This is a genomic window from Stenotrophomonas sp. 22LJNL06-5-1, assembly GCF_056861455.1.
The window spans coordinates 324791-340551 of record NZ_JBSPUE010000002.1 but is presented as its reverse complement, the minus strand read 5'-3'; the positions used below and the strand labels follow the sequence as shown (position 1 = coordinate 340551).

Below are 15761 nucleotides of genomic sequence, written 5' to 3'. Positions count from 1 at the left end.
TAGAGCCGAGCCCATGCTCGGCTGCTTGCCGCGTTGCCACCCGCGGCAGCCGAGCGTGGGCTCGGCTCTACAGAAGCGAGGACATCAGGGGTTCGTCGCCCATTGGATGAACGCCCAGCGCCGCGTCGGTGCCATGCCGAAACGATGCTGCGGCGAACGTGCATGCCATGCACGTACGCGTGCTTCCTCATCCGCATCCAACGCACCGAACAGCTCCACTGCCTGGCGCACCAGGCCGTCGGCATCCTGCGTGACGTCGCGCACCGATTCGGGCAGGTAGTCCACCTGCGGTTCGCGGCCCATGTCCAGCAGCATGTTGATCGGGTAGCGGTGGTCGGGCATGGGCACCCAGTCACGACCGAGCAGCTCGGCCAGCTCCGGTACGCCGGCACGGGGGCCGGTGGCGAAAGTAATGCAGGCACGCTGGCGAGCGTGCGCATCCAACCTGCGCAGCGCGGCCTCCAGATCCGCCACCATCAGCGAGCGCGAGGCAATGGCCAGATCACAGCGCGGCACGTCGTGCCAGTCGTCGGTCCACGACAGTGCCCACGGTGTGACGTTGGAAACGCCGTCGCGGGCGATTGCGGCGCGCAGGCCGTCGAGCATGCCGGTGCTGTAGTCGAGCGCGTGCACATGGCCGACCTGCGCGGCAATCGGCAGGCTCAGCAGGCCGGGGCCACAGCCCACGTCGAGCACGGTGGCCACGCCGGAAAGATCAAGCCGGGCGAGGAATGCCTCGCTATAGTCGTCGTGACGGCGCTTCCAGCTGGACTGTGCGGCACGCGCATCCCAGGCACTGGCCGGCTTTGCCTGGAAGCCACAGGCCTGCAGGTGTTGGCGATAACGTGCCCTGTGATCGATCGGGGTGGGTAGGGGTGTACTCATGTAGAAATTCCAGAAGCGGGCAGGGCGGCGGCGACGCGTGCGGCATCGACGCCATACAGGGTGGCGAGGCGTTCGGGCGTTGCGACCTGGCGGGCAGGACCGAGCGCCTGCAGGCTGCCGGCGGACATCAATGCAATGCGGTCGGCCACCTGCAGCGCGTGCTGCGGTTGATGGGTGGACAGCAGCACACCGATGCCACGGTCGGCCAGGCGGCGCACGGTATCGAGGATGCGCAACTGGTTGCCAAAGTCGAGGCTGGCGGTGGGCTCATCCATCACCAGCAACTGCGCCTGCTGGGCCAGTGCGCGCGCGATCAGCACCAGCTGGCGCTCACCACCACTGAGCGTGGTGACGGTGCGGTCGGCCAGCGCCTGCAGGCCCAGTTCGTGCAGGCAGTCATCGGCGATGGCTTCATCAGCGCGACCGGGTGCCGCCAGCAGGCCCAGGTGCGCGGCGCGACCCATCGAGACCACCTCGCGCACGCGCCAGGCAAAGGGCAGCGGCGCGGCCTGCGGCACATAGCCCATGCGGCGGGCGCGGGCGGCGCGATCATGCGCGCGCAACGGCGAGCCCTGCAGGTCCACCTCGCCGTGCACTGCAGGCAGCAGGCCGAGCAGCGTACGAAACAGGGTGGTCTTGCCACAGCCGTTGGGGCCAAGCAGGCACAGCACCTCGCCAGGCTGTACCGACAGCGCGAACGGCGCGCCCAGTGCTACGCCGGCATGGCCGATGGCCAATCCGCGTGCTTCCAGCAGCGGTGAGGCGGTGCTCATGGGCGACGCTCGCTGCGCGCCAGGACCAGCAAAAAGCACGGCACACCGACGAATGCGGTGAGGATGCCGAGCGGCAGCTCGATCGGTGCCAGGGTGCGCGCCAAGGTATCGGCGGCGAGCAGAAAACTGGCGCCGAGCAGCAGGCTGGCCGGCAGCAGGCGGCGGAAATCGGCGCCGACCAGCAGCCGCGCGATGTGCGGAACCACCAACCCGACCCAGCCGATGATGCCGGCCAGTGACACCGCCGCGGCGGTGCATAGCGTAGCGGCGGCGATCAGCGTCCAGCGCAGCGGGGTGACCGCCACGCCCAGCGCGCTGGCCTCTTCATCACCAAGGCCGAGCAGGTTCACCCGCCAGCGCAGCAGCACCAGCGGCAACAGCCCGACCAGCAGCAGCGGCACGGTGACCTTGAGGTCGTCGATGACCACGGCGTTCAAACCACCCAGCAGCCAGAAGGTGATCGACGGCAACTGCGTGTACGGATCGGCCAGCAGCTTCAGCAGCGAGATGCCGGCACCGAGCAGCGCCGACACCGCGACACCGGCCAGTACCAGGACCAGCACTGGATCGTGCCGCCGCACCAGCGCTGCCACCAGACAGACCAGGCCCACCGCACCGAGACCTCCCGCGAAGGCGATGCCCTGCACCAGCAGCATCGGCAGGCCGAGGAACAGGCCCAGCGAAGCGCCAAGACCGGCACCGGCGGAGACGCCGAGGATGTCCGGCGACACCAGCGGATTGCGGAACATGGCCTGGTAGGCCGCGCCGGCCGCCGAAAGCACTGCGCCGATCAGCACGGCGGCCAGCACGCGTGGCAGGCGGATGTGCCAGAGCGTGGCCTGCACCGCAGGCGGGCTGGGTTCGCCGATGCCGAACAGCTGCCAGCCGATGGCGTGCAGCAGCGCTGCAGGGCGCACCGGGAACTGGCCGACCGAGAACGCCAGCAGCAGCATCGCCAGCAGCAGGCTCCAGCCAGCGGCATGCCAGGCCCAACGTGGAAGCGTGCGCATGCTCAGACGTTTGCATCCAGGCTGCGTGCCACCGCGGCGGGCAAGGGTTGGCCCCACAGCAGCTGATGCAGCGCACCGATGCGCGCGCGCAGCGCGGCAGGCGCCAATGCGGGCACTGCACCCGGATGCAGCCTGGACAGCAGCCACGGCAGGCCGGGCAGGCGGTTGACGCCGGGCGGACCATCCAGCCATCCGAACGGCAGTACCGGTGCGCAGTGCAGGCGGCGCTCGCGTACGGCACGCAGGGCGCGCCAGCGCGGATCTTGTGCGGCATGCGCGGCGAACCCGGCATCCTGGGTCAGGATCACGTCCGGATCCCAGGCCAGCAGTTGTTCGAACGACACGCGGGCGAGGCCTCCGGCACCGGCGCTGGCGGCCACGTTGCGGCCGCCACAGAACTCGATGACTTCGGTGTTGATCGAGCCGGACAGGCCACTTTCCAGGCCGTCGCTGCCACGCCCGTAGTACACCGTGGGCCGCGTCGCAGCGGGACGCGTCGCCAGCACCTCACGCACCAGCGCCAACTGCGCCTCGGCCGCCTGCGCCAGCGCTTCGCCGCGTGCGGCAACACCCAGCAGCCGGCCCACGTGGCGCAGCTGCGCCGGATGATCGGGCAGGCGTCCGGCAATCAGTTCGAAGGGAATCGCGGTCTGCTTCCAGACCCGTTCGGCCGAGTCCCGGTAATTGGCATCGAAATCACCGGCATCCAGTACCAGGTCTGGCTGCATCGCCAGCAGGCGCTCGAGACTGACCGTGCTGCCGCGCCCGGCCAGGCGACCGACCACCGGCAACGTACGCAGCATTGCCGGCAGCTGCGCCAGTGCGTCGGGCGAGACCTTCATCGGCCAGCCCAGCAGGCGTTCGGGTGCCACGGCGGCGAGCAAAACCGCAGCCGGCGGACCGGCCGCGAACACGCGCTTGGGCGTGGTCTTGGGCGCACCCAGGCGCAGCACGCGCTGCGCCGGCATCGCCAGCAGCTCGGCACTGGCGACCAGCAGTGGCGCCAGCGCGAACGCCTGCAGCAGGGCGCGCCGCCTCATGCAGCGGCCTCCGGCGCGTTGCGGCAGGCATCCCACCAGGCCTGCAGCGCCGCATCCTCGGCGGGCAGCTCGATGGCCATGCCGCCGGTGAACTGGCGCCACGCGTCGAGGTAGGGCAGCTTCACCGCGGTCAACAACGGGATGCCGGCCAGCATCAGCGCCAGCAGTTCATCGGCCATGCCGCCGCCTTCCGATTCCAGGGTGCCGAAGCGGTTGGCGATGGCCAGCTCGGCGTGGTCCTGCAATGCCCGGCGCAGCACCACGCTTGCATCGGCGATACCGCCCGGGTCCAGGTTGCAGCCGCAGGAGGCCGGACCCAGTGCCTGGCTGATCGGATAGCGCGAGCCGGGATCGGTCACGTCCATCAGTGCCATGCGCTTCTTGCCGTTGGCGGTGGGCTCGTGTGGCAGGTGTACCAGCCCGCGCACGCGGTGGCCGGCGGCCAGCTGGCGTGCGGCGAAGGCGGCCAGCAGGCCATCGGGCTCGCCGCTGTGGTCATGCACGATGGCCGCGATGCGCGGCGGCTGTACAGCGCTCATGCTCAGAACCTCCAGTTGGCATTGGCGAACCAGGTGCGACCCGGCATCGGGTAGCCGTCGGCCAGTTCGTACCATTTGTCACCGATGTTGCGTACACCGAGATCGAAATCCCAGGCATCGCGCGGGCTCCAGCTTGCCTTGAGGCCGGTGATGCCATAGCCGGGCAGGTCACGCACCGGGCGTGCGGCGTCTGCGTAGCTGACCTTGCGGCCCTGTTCGGCTTCCAGCGTGGCCTGCAGCTTCAGCTGCGGCAGCAGCTGCCAGCCGACCGCCATGAACAGCCGTTGGCGCGGGCTGTCGAGCAGGGCCACGCTGCGGTTTTCCAGGTTGGTGCGGCGCAGCCAGGTGTAGCTGGTCTGCAGGTCCCAGTCGTCGCCGATGCGCTGGCGCAGGCCCAGTTCGACACCCTGATGGCGGGCCTTGCCGATGTTCTGCGCCTGGTTGCAGATGCTTCCGCCGCATTCGCGCGAGGCCACCACCGCGTTCTGGATCAGGTCATCGATACGGCTCTGGAAGATCGCCGCCTGCAGCTGGCCGCCTTCCCACCAGCGGCCGCGCAGGCCCACCTCGAAGTGGGTCGCATGCTCGGCTTTCAGGTCCGGGTTGGGCAGGGCGGAGCCCATGCGCGCGGAGTAGCGATCCTTGATGGTCGGGAAACGCGTGCGCCGCGCGGCGCTTGCATACCACTGTTGGTCCGGCGCCAGTTGCTGCACGTACTCCAGCACTGCATTGGTGGCATCGGTGCTGCCGGTCGGCCAGAAGTACACGCGCTTGGCGTCGCGGCGGTCATGGCCGATGCCCACGCGCAGGTGCGAGGTGTCGGTCAGCGCGATGCGGTCCTCGATCGCCACCGACGTGGTCACATCACGGAAGTCCTTGGTGGGCGAGTGCGGGTTGCGCTCGCTGTGCTGGTCTTCCTTGTAGTGGATCGCGAACTGCAGCTCCTGGCGCGGCAGCGCCGTGGTGGCCAGGGTCACCGAGCCGCCCACGGTGCGGTCATCGTAGATGCTGGGGAAGCTGCTGTTGTCCATCGCCACCTGGTAGGTGCCGTCGGTGTAGGCATCCAGTCCGTTGCCATAGGTATCGCGGTAGACGCGGGTGCGCAGCGTGGTGTGCTCGCCCAGGCGGGTATTGCCGATGAAGTACAGGCTGTCCTTGTCCCACCACGGCCAGCGCCAGTAACGGATGCCGCTGCGCGCGGTGCCGGTGTAGACCGGGTTGTCCTTCTCGCCGTCCTGGCGCGCGTAGCCGATCGCGTACTCGTCGCCCTCGCGCGGGGTATAGCCCAGCTTGAACGACAGGCGACGGTCGTCGCGCGAGGCGTTGCGGCGGTCCTTGCCGGTATCGGTGGGCACGCGCTTGTAGTCGACGAAGCCATCCGGCAGCGGGAATTCATCGGCCTTCAGGATCGACGCACCGAGCTGGAAGTACCAGTCGCCACGACGGCCGCCGATATTGACCGCTGCCTTGCGTTCGCCGCCATCGGCGATGCCCAGCCGCACGTCGCCTTCCAGCGCACGTTCCGGGCGGCGGCTGACCAGGTTGATCGCACCGCCGAGGATGTTCGGCCCGTACAACAGCGACGCGCCACCGCTGGCGACCTGGATCTCGGCGAGGTCGAAGGTGGTGAAGCGGCCGAAGTCCACGTAGCCGTCATAGGGCACGTACAGCGGGATGCCGTCGAGGAATACCGGCACCTGGCGTGCGTCGAAGCCGCGCAGGTAGACCATGTCTTCGTTGCGCGAGTTGCGCGCCAGGCTGACGCCCGGCAATACGCTGACCGCATCACCGACCGTATTGCGGTCGAGCTGCTGGATGCGTTCGGCATCGAGGCTGCGTTCGGCGACGGTGGGCGAGGTGCCGCGCTCGGCATGCACGTCGATCGTGCCCAGGGTGAACACCGGGGGCGGCGAGGCCGCGTCGGCGGCGGTGGCGGCAAGCGGCAGCAGCAGGGCAGACAGGGGTAGAACGAAACGACAGGTACGCATCCTCGCGAGTCCTCGGGTTCGTTATATCCAAGATGATATAACGGTTGGCAGGGGTCAACTTGATGACCGACCCGGGGATTCTCGTTGCTGGCCAACTCGGCCACCTTGATCCATATCAAGCCCGGTGCAGGGGGGCGACGCCGTACACTGGCCGTTCGCGCGAAACGCAGGGAAACGAGCACGATGAGCGAGGCCGAACCGCCTTTGGAGCTGCAGGGCAACCTGTGGCTGAGCATTGCCGGGCAGAGTGTGGGCGGTCGTGGCCGCTTCGCGCTGCTGGGGTTGATCGATGCCTGTGGTTCGATCAGCCAGGCCGCCAAGCGCATGGGCATGACCTACAAGAACGCCTGGGACGCGGTGGATGCGATGAACACCGCTGCCGGCGAGCCGTTGGTCGTGCGCAGCGTAGGCGGTCGTGGCGGTGGTGGTGCGCAGTTGACTGAACGTGGCCGCCAGCTGATCACCCGCTTCGAGGACGTCGAGCGTGCGCATCGCACCTTCCTGCAATCGCTGCAGGCCACCCCCGGGCTGGACGAGGATCTGGCCCTGATCCGGAGAATCGGCATGATCACCAGTGCACGCAACCAGTTCCATGGCCGGGTCAGTGCGCTGGCCACCGGTGCCGTCAACGATGAAGTGCAGATCGAAGTGGCGCCGGGCCTGGCGCTGGTCGCCACCATCACCCATGGCAGCGTGGAGTCGCTGGGCCTGGCGGTAGGCGTGCCGGCCTACGCGCTGGTGAAGGCCTCGTCGGTGATCGTGGCGCAGGGCGAGGGTGCGCGTTACTCGGCACGCAACCAGTTCGTCGGCACGGTGGAGCGGATCACCGAGGGCGCGGTGAACGACGAGGTGGTGGTGGATATCGGCCATGGCTGCAGCGTGGTGGCGGTGATCACCCGTGCCAGTACTGCAGCGCTGGAGCTGCAGGAGGGCGCCGCGGCGACGGTGCTGTTCAAGGCGTCGAGCGTGATCGTGGGCGTGCCGATGTAGAGGGGTCCTGGGTAGTGCCGGCCGCTGGCCGGCAGCGCGTGATGCGAAGCGCAGCCGGCCAGCGGCCGGCTCTACCCCATGGACAGGTCAATACAACTCACAGTGCGTGCGGCCTTCACCCCGCAGCGCGTCCCAGTGCCCTTCGCCACCGATGGCATCGATGGCCTCGCGCACCGCGCCTTCCAGGTGGCTCTTGTTGCCGCACAGGTACAGATGCCCACCGCGGGCCAGGACGTCGCGCACTTCGCTGGCGCGCTGCTGCAGCACGTGCTGCACATAGACCTTTTCGGCGCCATCGCGCGAGAACGCGGTATGAAGGCCGGCCAGCACGCCACGCGTGTGCCAGTCCTGCAGCTGGTCGCGATACAGGTAGTCGTGCTGGCGGTGCTTCTCGCCGAACACCAGGTGCACTTCCCGTTCGCAGGCGTTGGCCTGCAGTTCCTGCATCAGGCCCATCAAGGGGGCGATGCCAGTGCCGGTGCCGACCAGCAGCAGCGGTGCCTCGCCGGTATCGGACAAATGGAAACCAGGGTTGGAGCGGCAGTACACACGGGCATGGTCGCCGCCATGCAGCAGGCTGCCGGTGGCAGTGCCGAAGCGTTCGCGGCCGCGCAGGGTGTAGCGTACTTCGCGCACGCACAGGCTCAGCTGGTCGTCGCACGGGTGCGAGGCGATCGAATAGGCGCGCGGCAGCCGCGGTGACAGCAGTTCGCGCAGTCGGGCCAGCGGCACACTGTCCGGCGTGGCGTGGTCCTGCAGCACGTCCAGCAGGTCCAGACCGTGCAGGTAGGCTTCCAGCTCGCGCTTCTGGCTGACCTTCAACAGGCCCTTCAGTACCTCGCTACCGCCGAGCTTGGCCAGTTCGCGCAGCACGCCCTTGCTCAGCAGGCGCAGCTCGCGGTCGTGCAGGGCGGCCACGGCGGCGGTGTCGCCATACCAGGCGGCCAATGCCTGCAGCAGGGCAGGGTCGTTCTCGGGTACTACGTGCAGGGTGTCGCCCGCGCGGTAGGCCATGCCACTGCCGGCAATGTCCAGTTGCAGGTGCCAGGCAGCGGGATCGCTGCTGTTCAAGCGGCGGCGTTCGAGAATGGAGGCGGCAAAGGCATTGTCTTCGCCATAGGCGGTCACCTGCAGGTGCAGGTCCTGGCCGGCACTGAGGTCGCCATCCAGCACCTGGCCGAGCACCGGCTGCCATTGCTGGAAGAACTGCTCGTAGCCCAGGTCGGCATCCACGCGATGCAGCAGCGGCTGCGCCTGGCGCTCGCTCAGCGCCGCATCGAGCGCCTTGGTGAAGCCGCAGAAGCTGGGGTAGCCGGTGTCACCGAGGCCGAACACTGCATAGCGCAGGCCGCTCAGCGTCGGGGTCTGGCGCAGCGTTTCGAAGAACTGCTCGCCATTGGCCGGCGGCTCACCGTCACCGAAGGAACTGGAGATCGCCAGCAGCACATCGCCTTGGCCGAGACTGGCTACGTCGATATCGTTGAATGGAAGCACCTGCGGCCCGTGTGGCTGCAGGTCCGCGCCCAGGCGCTGGGCCAGGGCGCGGGCGTTGCCCGACTCGGACGCGAAACCCACCAGCAGGCGGCTGAAGGGCGTACTGGTCGGGAGGGCGTTCACGCGGCCTCGTAGAAGTCGTCGAACTTTTCCTTGCTGAACTCGACCAGGTCGTAGTTCTGCATCAGGTCATTCACCACGCGGCGGATGCTGATGTACGAGGTGATGTTGCCCTCAGCATCGAACAGCGGCTGCACGGTGGTGTCGACCACATAGAGCACGCCGCCCTTGCCGAGGTTGGGCACGATGCCGGTCCAGGTCTTGCCGGCCTTGATGGTGTCCCACATGTCCTTGTAGACCGCCTTGGGCACATCCGGATGGCGCACGATGCTGTGCGGCTGGCCGATCAGTTCCTCGCGGGCGAAGCCGGTGAGCGTGCAGAACAGGTCGTTGGCGTAGGTGATGTTGCCCTGCAGGTCGGTGGTGGAGATCACCATGACGTTCTGCATGGCGTTCAGAAGCTGGGCGTTGTCGGGGGTGTAGCTCATCGCAGGGTCCTTGTGGATGCCGGTAACGCCGGCGTGTTCGGGTCCTGCATAGAAATACGCCCGCACGGCGGCGGGCGGTTTGATATTGATCAAGTGGGTGGCGCGACGGCCTGCGACCGGGTGTCGCAGGGGCGTGCCCGGCGAAGGCGCGTCAGCCCATCACATAGCGCAGCACACCCGCCGAGACCACGCCGATCAGCACCGTCGGCAGCATCGACAGCCGCGTGGCGGCCAGCAGGGTGATCGCCAGCGCGGCCAGGTCGGCGGGCTTGTCGGCGACGAAGTCCGGGGCGATCACCGAGATCAGCACGCAACCCGGCGCGGCTTCCATCACCGTTACTGCGCGCTTGCTCAACGTGCGGTTGCGCAGCGCGAGGAAGCCGACGATGCGGGTCAGGTAGGTGGCGGCAGCCATCAGCACGATGGTCAGCACAGAGGTCCAGTGGATCAGTCCATTGAAGATCATGCCGCGTCCTCCGCCAGCAGCCAGGCGGCGGCCAGGCCGGCCAGTGCACCGCTGGCCACGTACCACGCACCCGGGATCAGCAGATAGGTGGCGGCGGCCACGACCAGGCTGACCAGCCACGGCCGCGCCGCCTTCATGCCCTGCCACATGCCGCGCAGCAGTACCAGGAACACGGCGGGGAAAGCCATGTCGAAGCCATAGGCATGGATGTCGCCCAGCATCGGGCCGACGATCGCGCCCAGCGCGGTACAGGCCACCCAGACGGTGTACAGGCCTGCCGACACCCCCAGGTAATAGGCCAGGCTGAAGCCGAGCGCACGGCGGCGCGCATCGGCCACGCCCATCGCCCAGCTTTCGTCGCACATGAAGAACAGCGCCGGCAGCACCCGGCGGCGCGGCAGGTGCTGCAGCAGCGGGGCCAGGCTGGCGCCCATCAGCAGGTGGCGGCTGTTGACCAGCGCGGTGATCGCCACGATCAGGGCGATGTGTGGCGGCGAGGTCCACAGTTCGACGGCGGCGAACTCCGAGCCGCCAGCGAAGTTGAGGCCGGTCATCAGCGGCACTTCCAGTGCGCTCAGGCCCTTCTGGGCTGCCTGCGCGCCAAGCACCAGGGCGAACGGAATGAAGCCGATCATCACCGGCACGGCGGCACGCAGGCCGCGCAGGAATTCGGCACGCGGGGCGGTATCGCAGGTGTCGGGCAGGGGGAGGGTGGTACGGGCGTCCATGAAACGGCACAACGATGTGGGGGTGGCCCATGCTAGCGGTCTGACTACGAAATCGGGTTGCGTTGATGCCACTGGATTCTGGATGATTGATATTCCATGCGGCTGAAGGCGACAAGGGTGAAATTCCATGCAGTACCAGATCGACAACCTCGATCGGCGCATCCTCGACGCCCTGCAGCGCGACGGCCGCCTGCAGAACCTGGAGCTGGCTCGCCTGGTCGGGCTGTCGCCGTCGGCCTGCCTGCGCCGGGTGCGGTTGCTGGAGGAGGGCGGCTACATCGACCGCTATGTGGCCTTGTTGAACGAGGCCAAGGTGGGTCGTGGCTTCACCGTGTTCGTGCGGGTGTGGCTGCGCGGGCAGGATGAGGACACCACCAACCACTTCATCAACAGCATCAAGTCTTTCCCGGAAGTGCTTGAATGCCATCTGATGGCCGGTGACTGCGATTTCCTGCTGCGGGTGGCGGTGGCCGACCTTGATGCCTACCGGCAGTTCCAGATGCAGCACCTGAACCGGATTGCCGGGGTGCAGAACACCAAGACCGAGATTCCGATGCAGCGGATCAAGCAGACGACCCAGCTGCCGCTTTGAGGGATGGGGTTGCGGCCGGGTTGCACCCGGCACCCGCGGGTAGTGCCGGTCGCTGGCCGGCAACCTCAACAGCAACAGCAACAGCAACAGCGGGCCTGCTGAGGGATGGCGGGGTGGGTCCGGTTGCGGGGGGCGCTGCAAGTACGCCCATGTAAGCTCGGTCGCCGCTTGCTCGTGTGCGCTGTCCTGCGCACACGGCAAGACCGGGGTTGGGCGTCCTGCCCAACCCGCCCGAGGCATGCCTCGGGCCCATGCGGCTCACGCACCCGCAACCGGACCCACCCCGCCTTCGACAGATTTCCACGATCTGCCGGAACGGCTTGAGCTGCTCTTGGTGGGTGTCGACCTTGGTCGACACGTTTGGGTCGGCTCGGGGTCGGATCCCGTTGCTTCGCAACGGGCTCCGACTCCCGTGCGTAGATAGCGCGGTCTGTTCGATTCATTGATTCCTGATGCGTGACTGGCTCCATGGAGCTGCCTCGACACCAGGCCGTGGGCGGCGGTCATCGCAATGACATGTGACCCCGGTACGGTTTGAGCCCGCTTGCTGGTCGCGCGCGGGCCGGGGTTCCGGTCGTGGTGCGCGTCCACTGCAGCTGCTGTCGCTGCCGAGGGTCATGTGTTCTACGTCAGGGGGCTGAATGGACACCATGCGGTCAGAACTTGGAAGGTGGCCATCGCTGCATGGCTGCTGCTGTCCTTTGCCGCTGCCGCACAGGACGCTGTTCATGCCTACGACATCCCCGCGCAGCCGCTGGAACAGGCGGTCGAGCGCTTCAGCGTCATCAGCGGGTGGTCGGTGATGTACCCGGGCGATCTTGCCGCGGACCGCAGCAGCCACGCGCTGCGCGCCAGCCTGGCGCCGCTGCCTGCCTTGCAGGTGCTGTTGCAGGACTCCGGTATCGAGGCCGAGGTGATCGGCGAGCAGCGTGTGGTGCTGCGCCGGGGCACACCCTCGGCCAGCGAAGCCGGTGTTGGCGCCCAACTTCCCGAGGCCGAACGTCGGCGTCGCTATGGCGGGCTGCAGCAGCGGCTGCGTGCGGTGTTCTGTGACGACCCCGGGATTGCGCCCGGCCGCTATGCCGCGACGCTGCGTTTCCATGTCGACAGCGAAGGCCAGGTGCATGCGCCCGAGCTGCTGTCAGGCAGTGGCAGCGCACGCCGCGATGCACGCCTGCTGCAGGCGATGCAGGGCCTGGTGCTGGCGACCGAGGCCGCCGCGCTGCCACAACCGGTGACCCTGCAGATCCGACCTTCCGGCACCGACCACGACTGTGGCCGGCGCGCGCCCCTTCCATGACTTCAAGGATTCGAACATGAGCAACGGTACGGCTGGGGCAGTTGACCTGATGGACCACCTTCTGGGGGCCTACGACGAGTTGAAGCGCCGGCTGGTGCGCAAGCTGGGCTCGGAGGAGCTGGCCGGCGACGCGCTGCAGGACACGTGGATGCGCCTGAGCGCGCGGCGTGATCGCCTGGACGCCGTACAGAACCCCGCGGCCTACCTGCTGCGCATGGCGATGAACACCGTGATCGACCGCCAACGTGCAGATCACCGCCTGCTGAGCCTGGAGGAGGTGGATACGCTGATGGACATGGCCGACCCTGCACCCGGCCCGGCGCAGGCGGCCGAACTCGACTTCGCGCTGGAAGACATGGTCGGCCTGCTGCAGCGCATGCCCGAGCGCCGTCGCCGCATCCTGCTGGCGATCCGTGTCGACGGCCTGCAGCAGCGCGACGTCGCCGATCACCTCGGTGTGTCGCTGCGGCTGGTGCAGCGTGAGCTGAAGGCGGCCCAGGACTACCTGGCCGAGCGCAGCGGGCAGGGGCGCCAGGTGCGGTTCTGATCGACGGCATCCGTCTACACTTTGACGCCGAGCAGAACCCCGCAGCGTGCGGGTCCGGCATGAGCCCCCATGGATCCTGACGATCGCCCACAACGCCCGCTGGATGCCGTCGAGCGTCAGGCCCACGCGTGGGTGGTGCGGCTGACCTCGGGCGAGGCGACCGCCGCCGACGGGCGGCGGTTCCGTGCGTGGTGCGAGTCCGACCCGCGTCATCGTGAAGCGTTTGGCCGTGCGCGTCGGCAATGGGAGCAGGTACGCCTGGCCGGCGAGCAGCTGCCCGCGGCCGCGCGTCAACCGGTTGCGCCGACGCCGGCCCAGCGCTGGAGCCGACGCGCCTTCCTGGGCGCCGCGATTGCCGCGCCGGCCAGCCTGGTAGTGGTGGCGGCGATCCGCCCGCCGCTGGGGCTGTGGCCCTCGGTGACAGCCATGGCGGCCGATTTCCACACCGGCACCGGTGAACGTCTGCAGATCGCGCCCTTGCCACAGCTGAAGATCGAACTGGATACGCAGAGCAGCCTGCGCCGCCGCGCGGACGCGCAGGGCGAAGGCTTCGAGCTGGTGCAGGGCCAGGCCTCGATCGAAACCGGGGCTGGCCTGCGCCTGGCACTGTTCGCGGGCCCGGGTTGCGTGATTGCCGATGAAGGCGCAGTGCGCCTGGATGTGCGCAACACCCACGGCCAGGTACGGGTGACCTGCCTGCAGGGCAGCGCCCGCATCGAGCATCCGCAGGGCCGGCTGCAGCTGCAGGCCGGCCAGCAGACCCACTATGACGAGCGCCTCAGTGGCGTGGTGGCCGAGGCCGTGGCTTCGGAGGTGAGCGCCTGGACCGAAGGCATGCTGGTGTTCCGTCGCGCACCGCTGCGCGAGGTGGTGGAAGAGATCAATCGCTACCGGCGTGGCAAGGTACTGCTGGGCGAATCGGCGTTGGCGCGCGCGCCGGTCAGCGGCCGCTTCCGCATTGATGATCCGGATGCGGCACTGGAGCAGCTGCGACTGACGATGTCGCTGGATCTGCGTCGCTTTCCGGGTGGCATTGCCGTCCTTGGATAGATGAAGACGCTGGCCGTGCGCACCGCGCAGGGCTGTTGCAAGCAAGGAGAAGCCAAGGATGCGCAACGAGACCATCGGTGTGCTGGATCTGCGTCGCAATCTGTCGGCGCTGCTGGAAACCACGCAGCGACGGCCGTTGATGGTGCATCGCTATGGCTCGCCATGGGTGTGCGTGGTGTCCGATGCGCAGTGGCAGCGACAGGCGGTGCTGCTGGATTTCGATCCGCAGTCGCACCCGCTGGCGATGCTGCTGCGGCTGCAGCAGCAGGCGCTGCCCCTGGCTGAAGCCGGGGCGCTGCCGCCCGCGGCGCTTGCACGCGCACTGCTGTTGATGGACATGCATGGCCTTGAGGATCTCGCACAGCTGCACGACCAGGTGCTTCACCATCGCCTTTGGCATTGGTTCGTAGCAGGCACCCATGGTGTGATGGACGGCTGGCAGCTGCCGGCGCTGCGGGTTGCGATGGCGTCATGGTTCGATGACGTGGACATGTCCAATGCGCTGGCAACATTCGCCGCGCGCAGCGACGTGGCGATACTGGCACGCCGTTGTGGAGGCGAAGCGCCGCGGCTGGAGCGCGAAGCCTGCAGGCAGATGACGCTGCGATGACGTTACCGATGAAGCGCCACGCAGTGCACAGAGCTGCATGCGCGCTGTCGCTTCACTTGCCTTGCTGACGTCTTCTCCAGAGTACGACGCACCACGCGTCGCGGAGCACGGGCGGCGCCGATGGCAGACAGTCGCAGGATCAGCATGCTGGAGCTGGATCGTCACCTGAGCCAGTCACTGGAGCAGGCACGGCATACGCCATTGAACGTGCAGCGCTACGGGCACTCCTGGGTCTGGGTGCTGTCCAGTGACGCCTGGGCAGACGCGGCGCGCTGGGCGGCACTGGATGGTAGTGCGCACCCACTGGTGGCGCTGCGAAAAGCCCTCGACCTGCAGCTGCGGCCCTGGCCCGAGGCGGCCATGAGCCCGCTGCCGCTTGATGCAGGCGATGCACGGCTGCTGCAACGCGCGGCCCTGCTGGTGGTCATGCGCGATCTGAACAGTGCCCAGCGCGTGTACGACGACCTGCGCTATCACCAGGCCTATCGGATGTTCATCGGCCTCGATCATGGAACAGCGTGGTCGCCGATGCAGTGCGTGCGCCTGCTGCAGGCCTGTGCGCACCCGTTGCTGCGCGGCTGCATCGACGATGCGCTGGCCAGCGTGCCGCAGCATCTGTTCGAGTCTGCATGTGCACCGGCTGCACGTGTAGCGCCTGCACCGGCACACGCGCAGCGGATTTCCGGCGGATGTTTATCGTACTGACACATGCACCGCTGACCATGGCGCAGCGGTCTCTTCCAGGATGATGAGGGCGGAACAATGGCAAGGCAGGTTCGTGGTCGCAGGGCTCGGCAGCAGGGTTTCAGCCTGATCGAAATCATGGTGGTGGTGGTGATCATCGGCATCCTCGCCGCATTGATCGTGCCGCGGTTGATGGACCGTCCCGACCAGGCGCGCGTGGTGGCAGCGCGCCAGGACATCGCTGCATTGATGCAGGCGTTGAAACTGTTCAAGCTGGACAACGGTCGCTATCCCAGTGCCGAGCAGGGCCTGCAGGCGCTGGTGAAGCCGCCGCAGGGTAGCGGTGCGATGCCGCTCACGCCGTATCTGGATCGCCTGCCCAATGACCCGTGGGGCCATCCGTACCAGTACCAGGTGCCCGGAACCCACGGCGACATCGATGTGTTCTCGCTGGGGGCGGACAGCAAGCCCGGTGGCGACGCCGGGAACGCGGATATCGGCTCCTGGCAGCTGTGAG

Annotated in this window: 18 protein-coding genes; 8 read left to right on the top strand and 10 right to left on the bottom strand. The window is 67.9% G+C overall.

The window, feature by feature from the left end:
* Nucleotides 1–84: 84 nt before the first annotated feature.
* From AC13GF_RS07185 to AC13GF_RS07160, 6 genes are read right to left on the bottom strand one after another with little or no spacing between them, the layout of a single operon-like run.
* Entirely contained in the window at nt 85–885 is an 801-nt protein-coding gene (locus AC13GF_RS07185) for a class I SAM-dependent methyltransferase (RefSeq protein WP_483004137.1), read from the bottom strand.
* Nucleotides 882–1658 (bottom strand): ABC transporter ATP-binding protein, encoded by a 777-nt coding sequence (locus tag AC13GF_RS07180; RefSeq protein WP_483004136.1) that lies wholly within the window; start codon nt 1656–1658, stop codon nt 882–884. Before AC13GF_RS07180 ends, AC13GF_RS07185 begins: the two co-directional genes overlap by 4 nt.
* Complete coding sequence (locus AC13GF_RS07175; RefSeq protein WP_483004135.1) at nt 1655–2668, bottom strand: FecCD family ABC transporter permease; 1014 nt, start codon at nt 2666–2668, stop codon at nt 1655–1657. Before AC13GF_RS07175 ends, AC13GF_RS07180 begins: the two co-directional genes overlap by 4 nt.
* 2 nt (nt 2669–2670) lie before the next feature.
* The gene (locus AC13GF_RS07170; protein ID WP_483004134.1) at nt 2671–3708 is read right to left on the bottom strand and encodes an ABC transporter substrate-binding protein; all 1038 of its coding nucleotides are present in this window, start codon (nt 3706–3708) and stop codon (nt 2671–2673) included.
* Nucleotides 3705–4247, bottom strand: coding sequence for a DUF2478 domain-containing protein (locus AC13GF_RS07165; protein WP_483004133.1), 543 nt, complete (start codon nt 4245–4247; stop codon nt 3705–3707). Before AC13GF_RS07165 ends, AC13GF_RS07170 begins: the two co-directional genes overlap by 4 nt.
* A gap of 2 nt (nt 4248–4249) precedes the next feature.
* The gene (locus AC13GF_RS07160) at nt 4250–6235 is read right to left on the bottom strand and encodes a TonB-dependent receptor plug domain-containing protein (protein WP_483004132.1); all 1986 of its coding nucleotides are present in this window, start codon (nt 6233–6235) and stop codon (nt 4250–4252) included.
* 183 nt (nt 6236–6418) lie between these two features.
* On the opposite strand from AC13GF_RS07160, the gene AC13GF_RS07155 reads away from it, so the two are divergent.
* The gene (locus tag AC13GF_RS07155; protein ID WP_483004131.1) at nt 6419–7225 is read left to right on the top strand and encodes a TOBE domain-containing protein; all 807 of its coding nucleotides are present in this window, start codon (nt 6419–6421) and stop codon (nt 7223–7225) included.
* 87 nt (nt 7226–7312) lie between these two features.
* On the opposite strand, the gene AC13GF_RS07150 is transcribed toward AC13GF_RS07155, so the two are convergent.
* The 4 genes from AC13GF_RS07150 to AC13GF_RS07135 form a co-directional block, all read right to left on the bottom strand.
* Complete coding sequence (locus AC13GF_RS07150; protein WP_483004130.1) at nt 7313–8842, bottom strand: diflavin oxidoreductase; 1530 nt, start codon at nt 8840–8842, stop codon at nt 7313–7315.
* Nucleotides 8839–9267, bottom strand: coding sequence for a PAS domain-containing protein (locus tag AC13GF_RS07145; protein ID WP_032128130.1), 429 nt, complete (start codon nt 9265–9267; stop codon nt 8839–8841). The genes AC13GF_RS07150 and AC13GF_RS07145 overlap by 4 nt, the downstream gene beginning before the upstream one ends.
* A 151-nt stretch (nt 9268–9418) precedes the next feature.
* Complete coding sequence (locus AC13GF_RS07140; protein ID WP_483004129.1) at nt 9419–9733, bottom strand: AzlD family protein; 315 nt, start codon at nt 9731–9733, stop codon at nt 9419–9421.
* Nucleotides 9730–10461, bottom strand: a complete 732-nt coding sequence (locus tag AC13GF_RS07135) for an AzlC family ABC transporter permease (RefSeq protein ID WP_065177662.1) — start codon at nt 10459–10461, stop codon at nt 9730–9732. Before AC13GF_RS07135 ends, AC13GF_RS07140 begins: the two co-directional genes overlap by 4 nt.
* A 127-nt stretch (nt 10462–10588) precedes the next feature.
* On the opposite strand from AC13GF_RS07135, the gene AC13GF_RS07130 reads away from it, so the two are divergent.
* The 7 genes from AC13GF_RS07130 (at nt 10589) to gspG (ending at nt 15760) form a co-directional block, all read left to right on the top strand.
* A complete protein-coding gene (locus AC13GF_RS07130; RefSeq protein WP_483004128.1) occupies nt 10589–11053 on the top strand; it encodes an Lrp/AsnC family transcriptional regulator in 465 nt (154 codons plus the stop codon).
* Between the two features lie 619 nt (nt 11054–11672).
* Nucleotides 11673–12353 (top strand): STN domain-containing protein, encoded by a 681-nt coding sequence (locus AC13GF_RS07125; RefSeq protein WP_483004127.1) that lies wholly within the window; start codon nt 11673–11675, stop codon nt 12351–12353.
* A 16-nt stretch (nt 12354–12369) separates the two neighbouring features.
* Nucleotides 12370–12900, top strand: a complete 531-nt coding sequence (locus tag AC13GF_RS07120) for an RNA polymerase sigma factor (RefSeq protein ID WP_019337777.1) — start codon at nt 12370–12372, stop codon at nt 12898–12900.
* A gap of 69 nt (nt 12901–12969) precedes the next feature.
* The gene (locus AC13GF_RS07115) at nt 12970–13950 is read left to right on the top strand and encodes a FecR family protein (protein WP_483004126.1); all 981 of its coding nucleotides are present in this window, start codon (nt 12970–12972) and stop codon (nt 13948–13950) included.
* A gap of 58 nt (nt 13951–14008) precedes the next feature.
* Nucleotides 14009–14560, top strand: a complete 552-nt coding sequence (locus tag AC13GF_RS07110) for a hypothetical protein (protein ID WP_483004125.1) — start codon at nt 14009–14011, stop codon at nt 14558–14560.
* Between the two features lie 144 nt (nt 14561–14704).
* A complete protein-coding gene (locus AC13GF_RS07105; RefSeq protein ID WP_483004124.1) occupies nt 14705–15265 on the top strand; it encodes a hypothetical protein in 561 nt (186 codons plus the stop codon).
* Nucleotides 15266–15322: 57 nt separating this feature from the next.
* Nucleotides 15323–15760 carry a type II secretion system major pseudopilin GspG gene (gene gspG, locus AC13GF_RS07100; RefSeq protein ID WP_483004123.1) on the top strand — a complete coding sequence of 146 codons (438 nt, stop codon included), beginning with the start codon at nt 15323–15325 and terminating at the stop codon, nt 15758–15760.
* The last annotated feature ends 1 nt before the right edge of the window (nt 15761 follow it).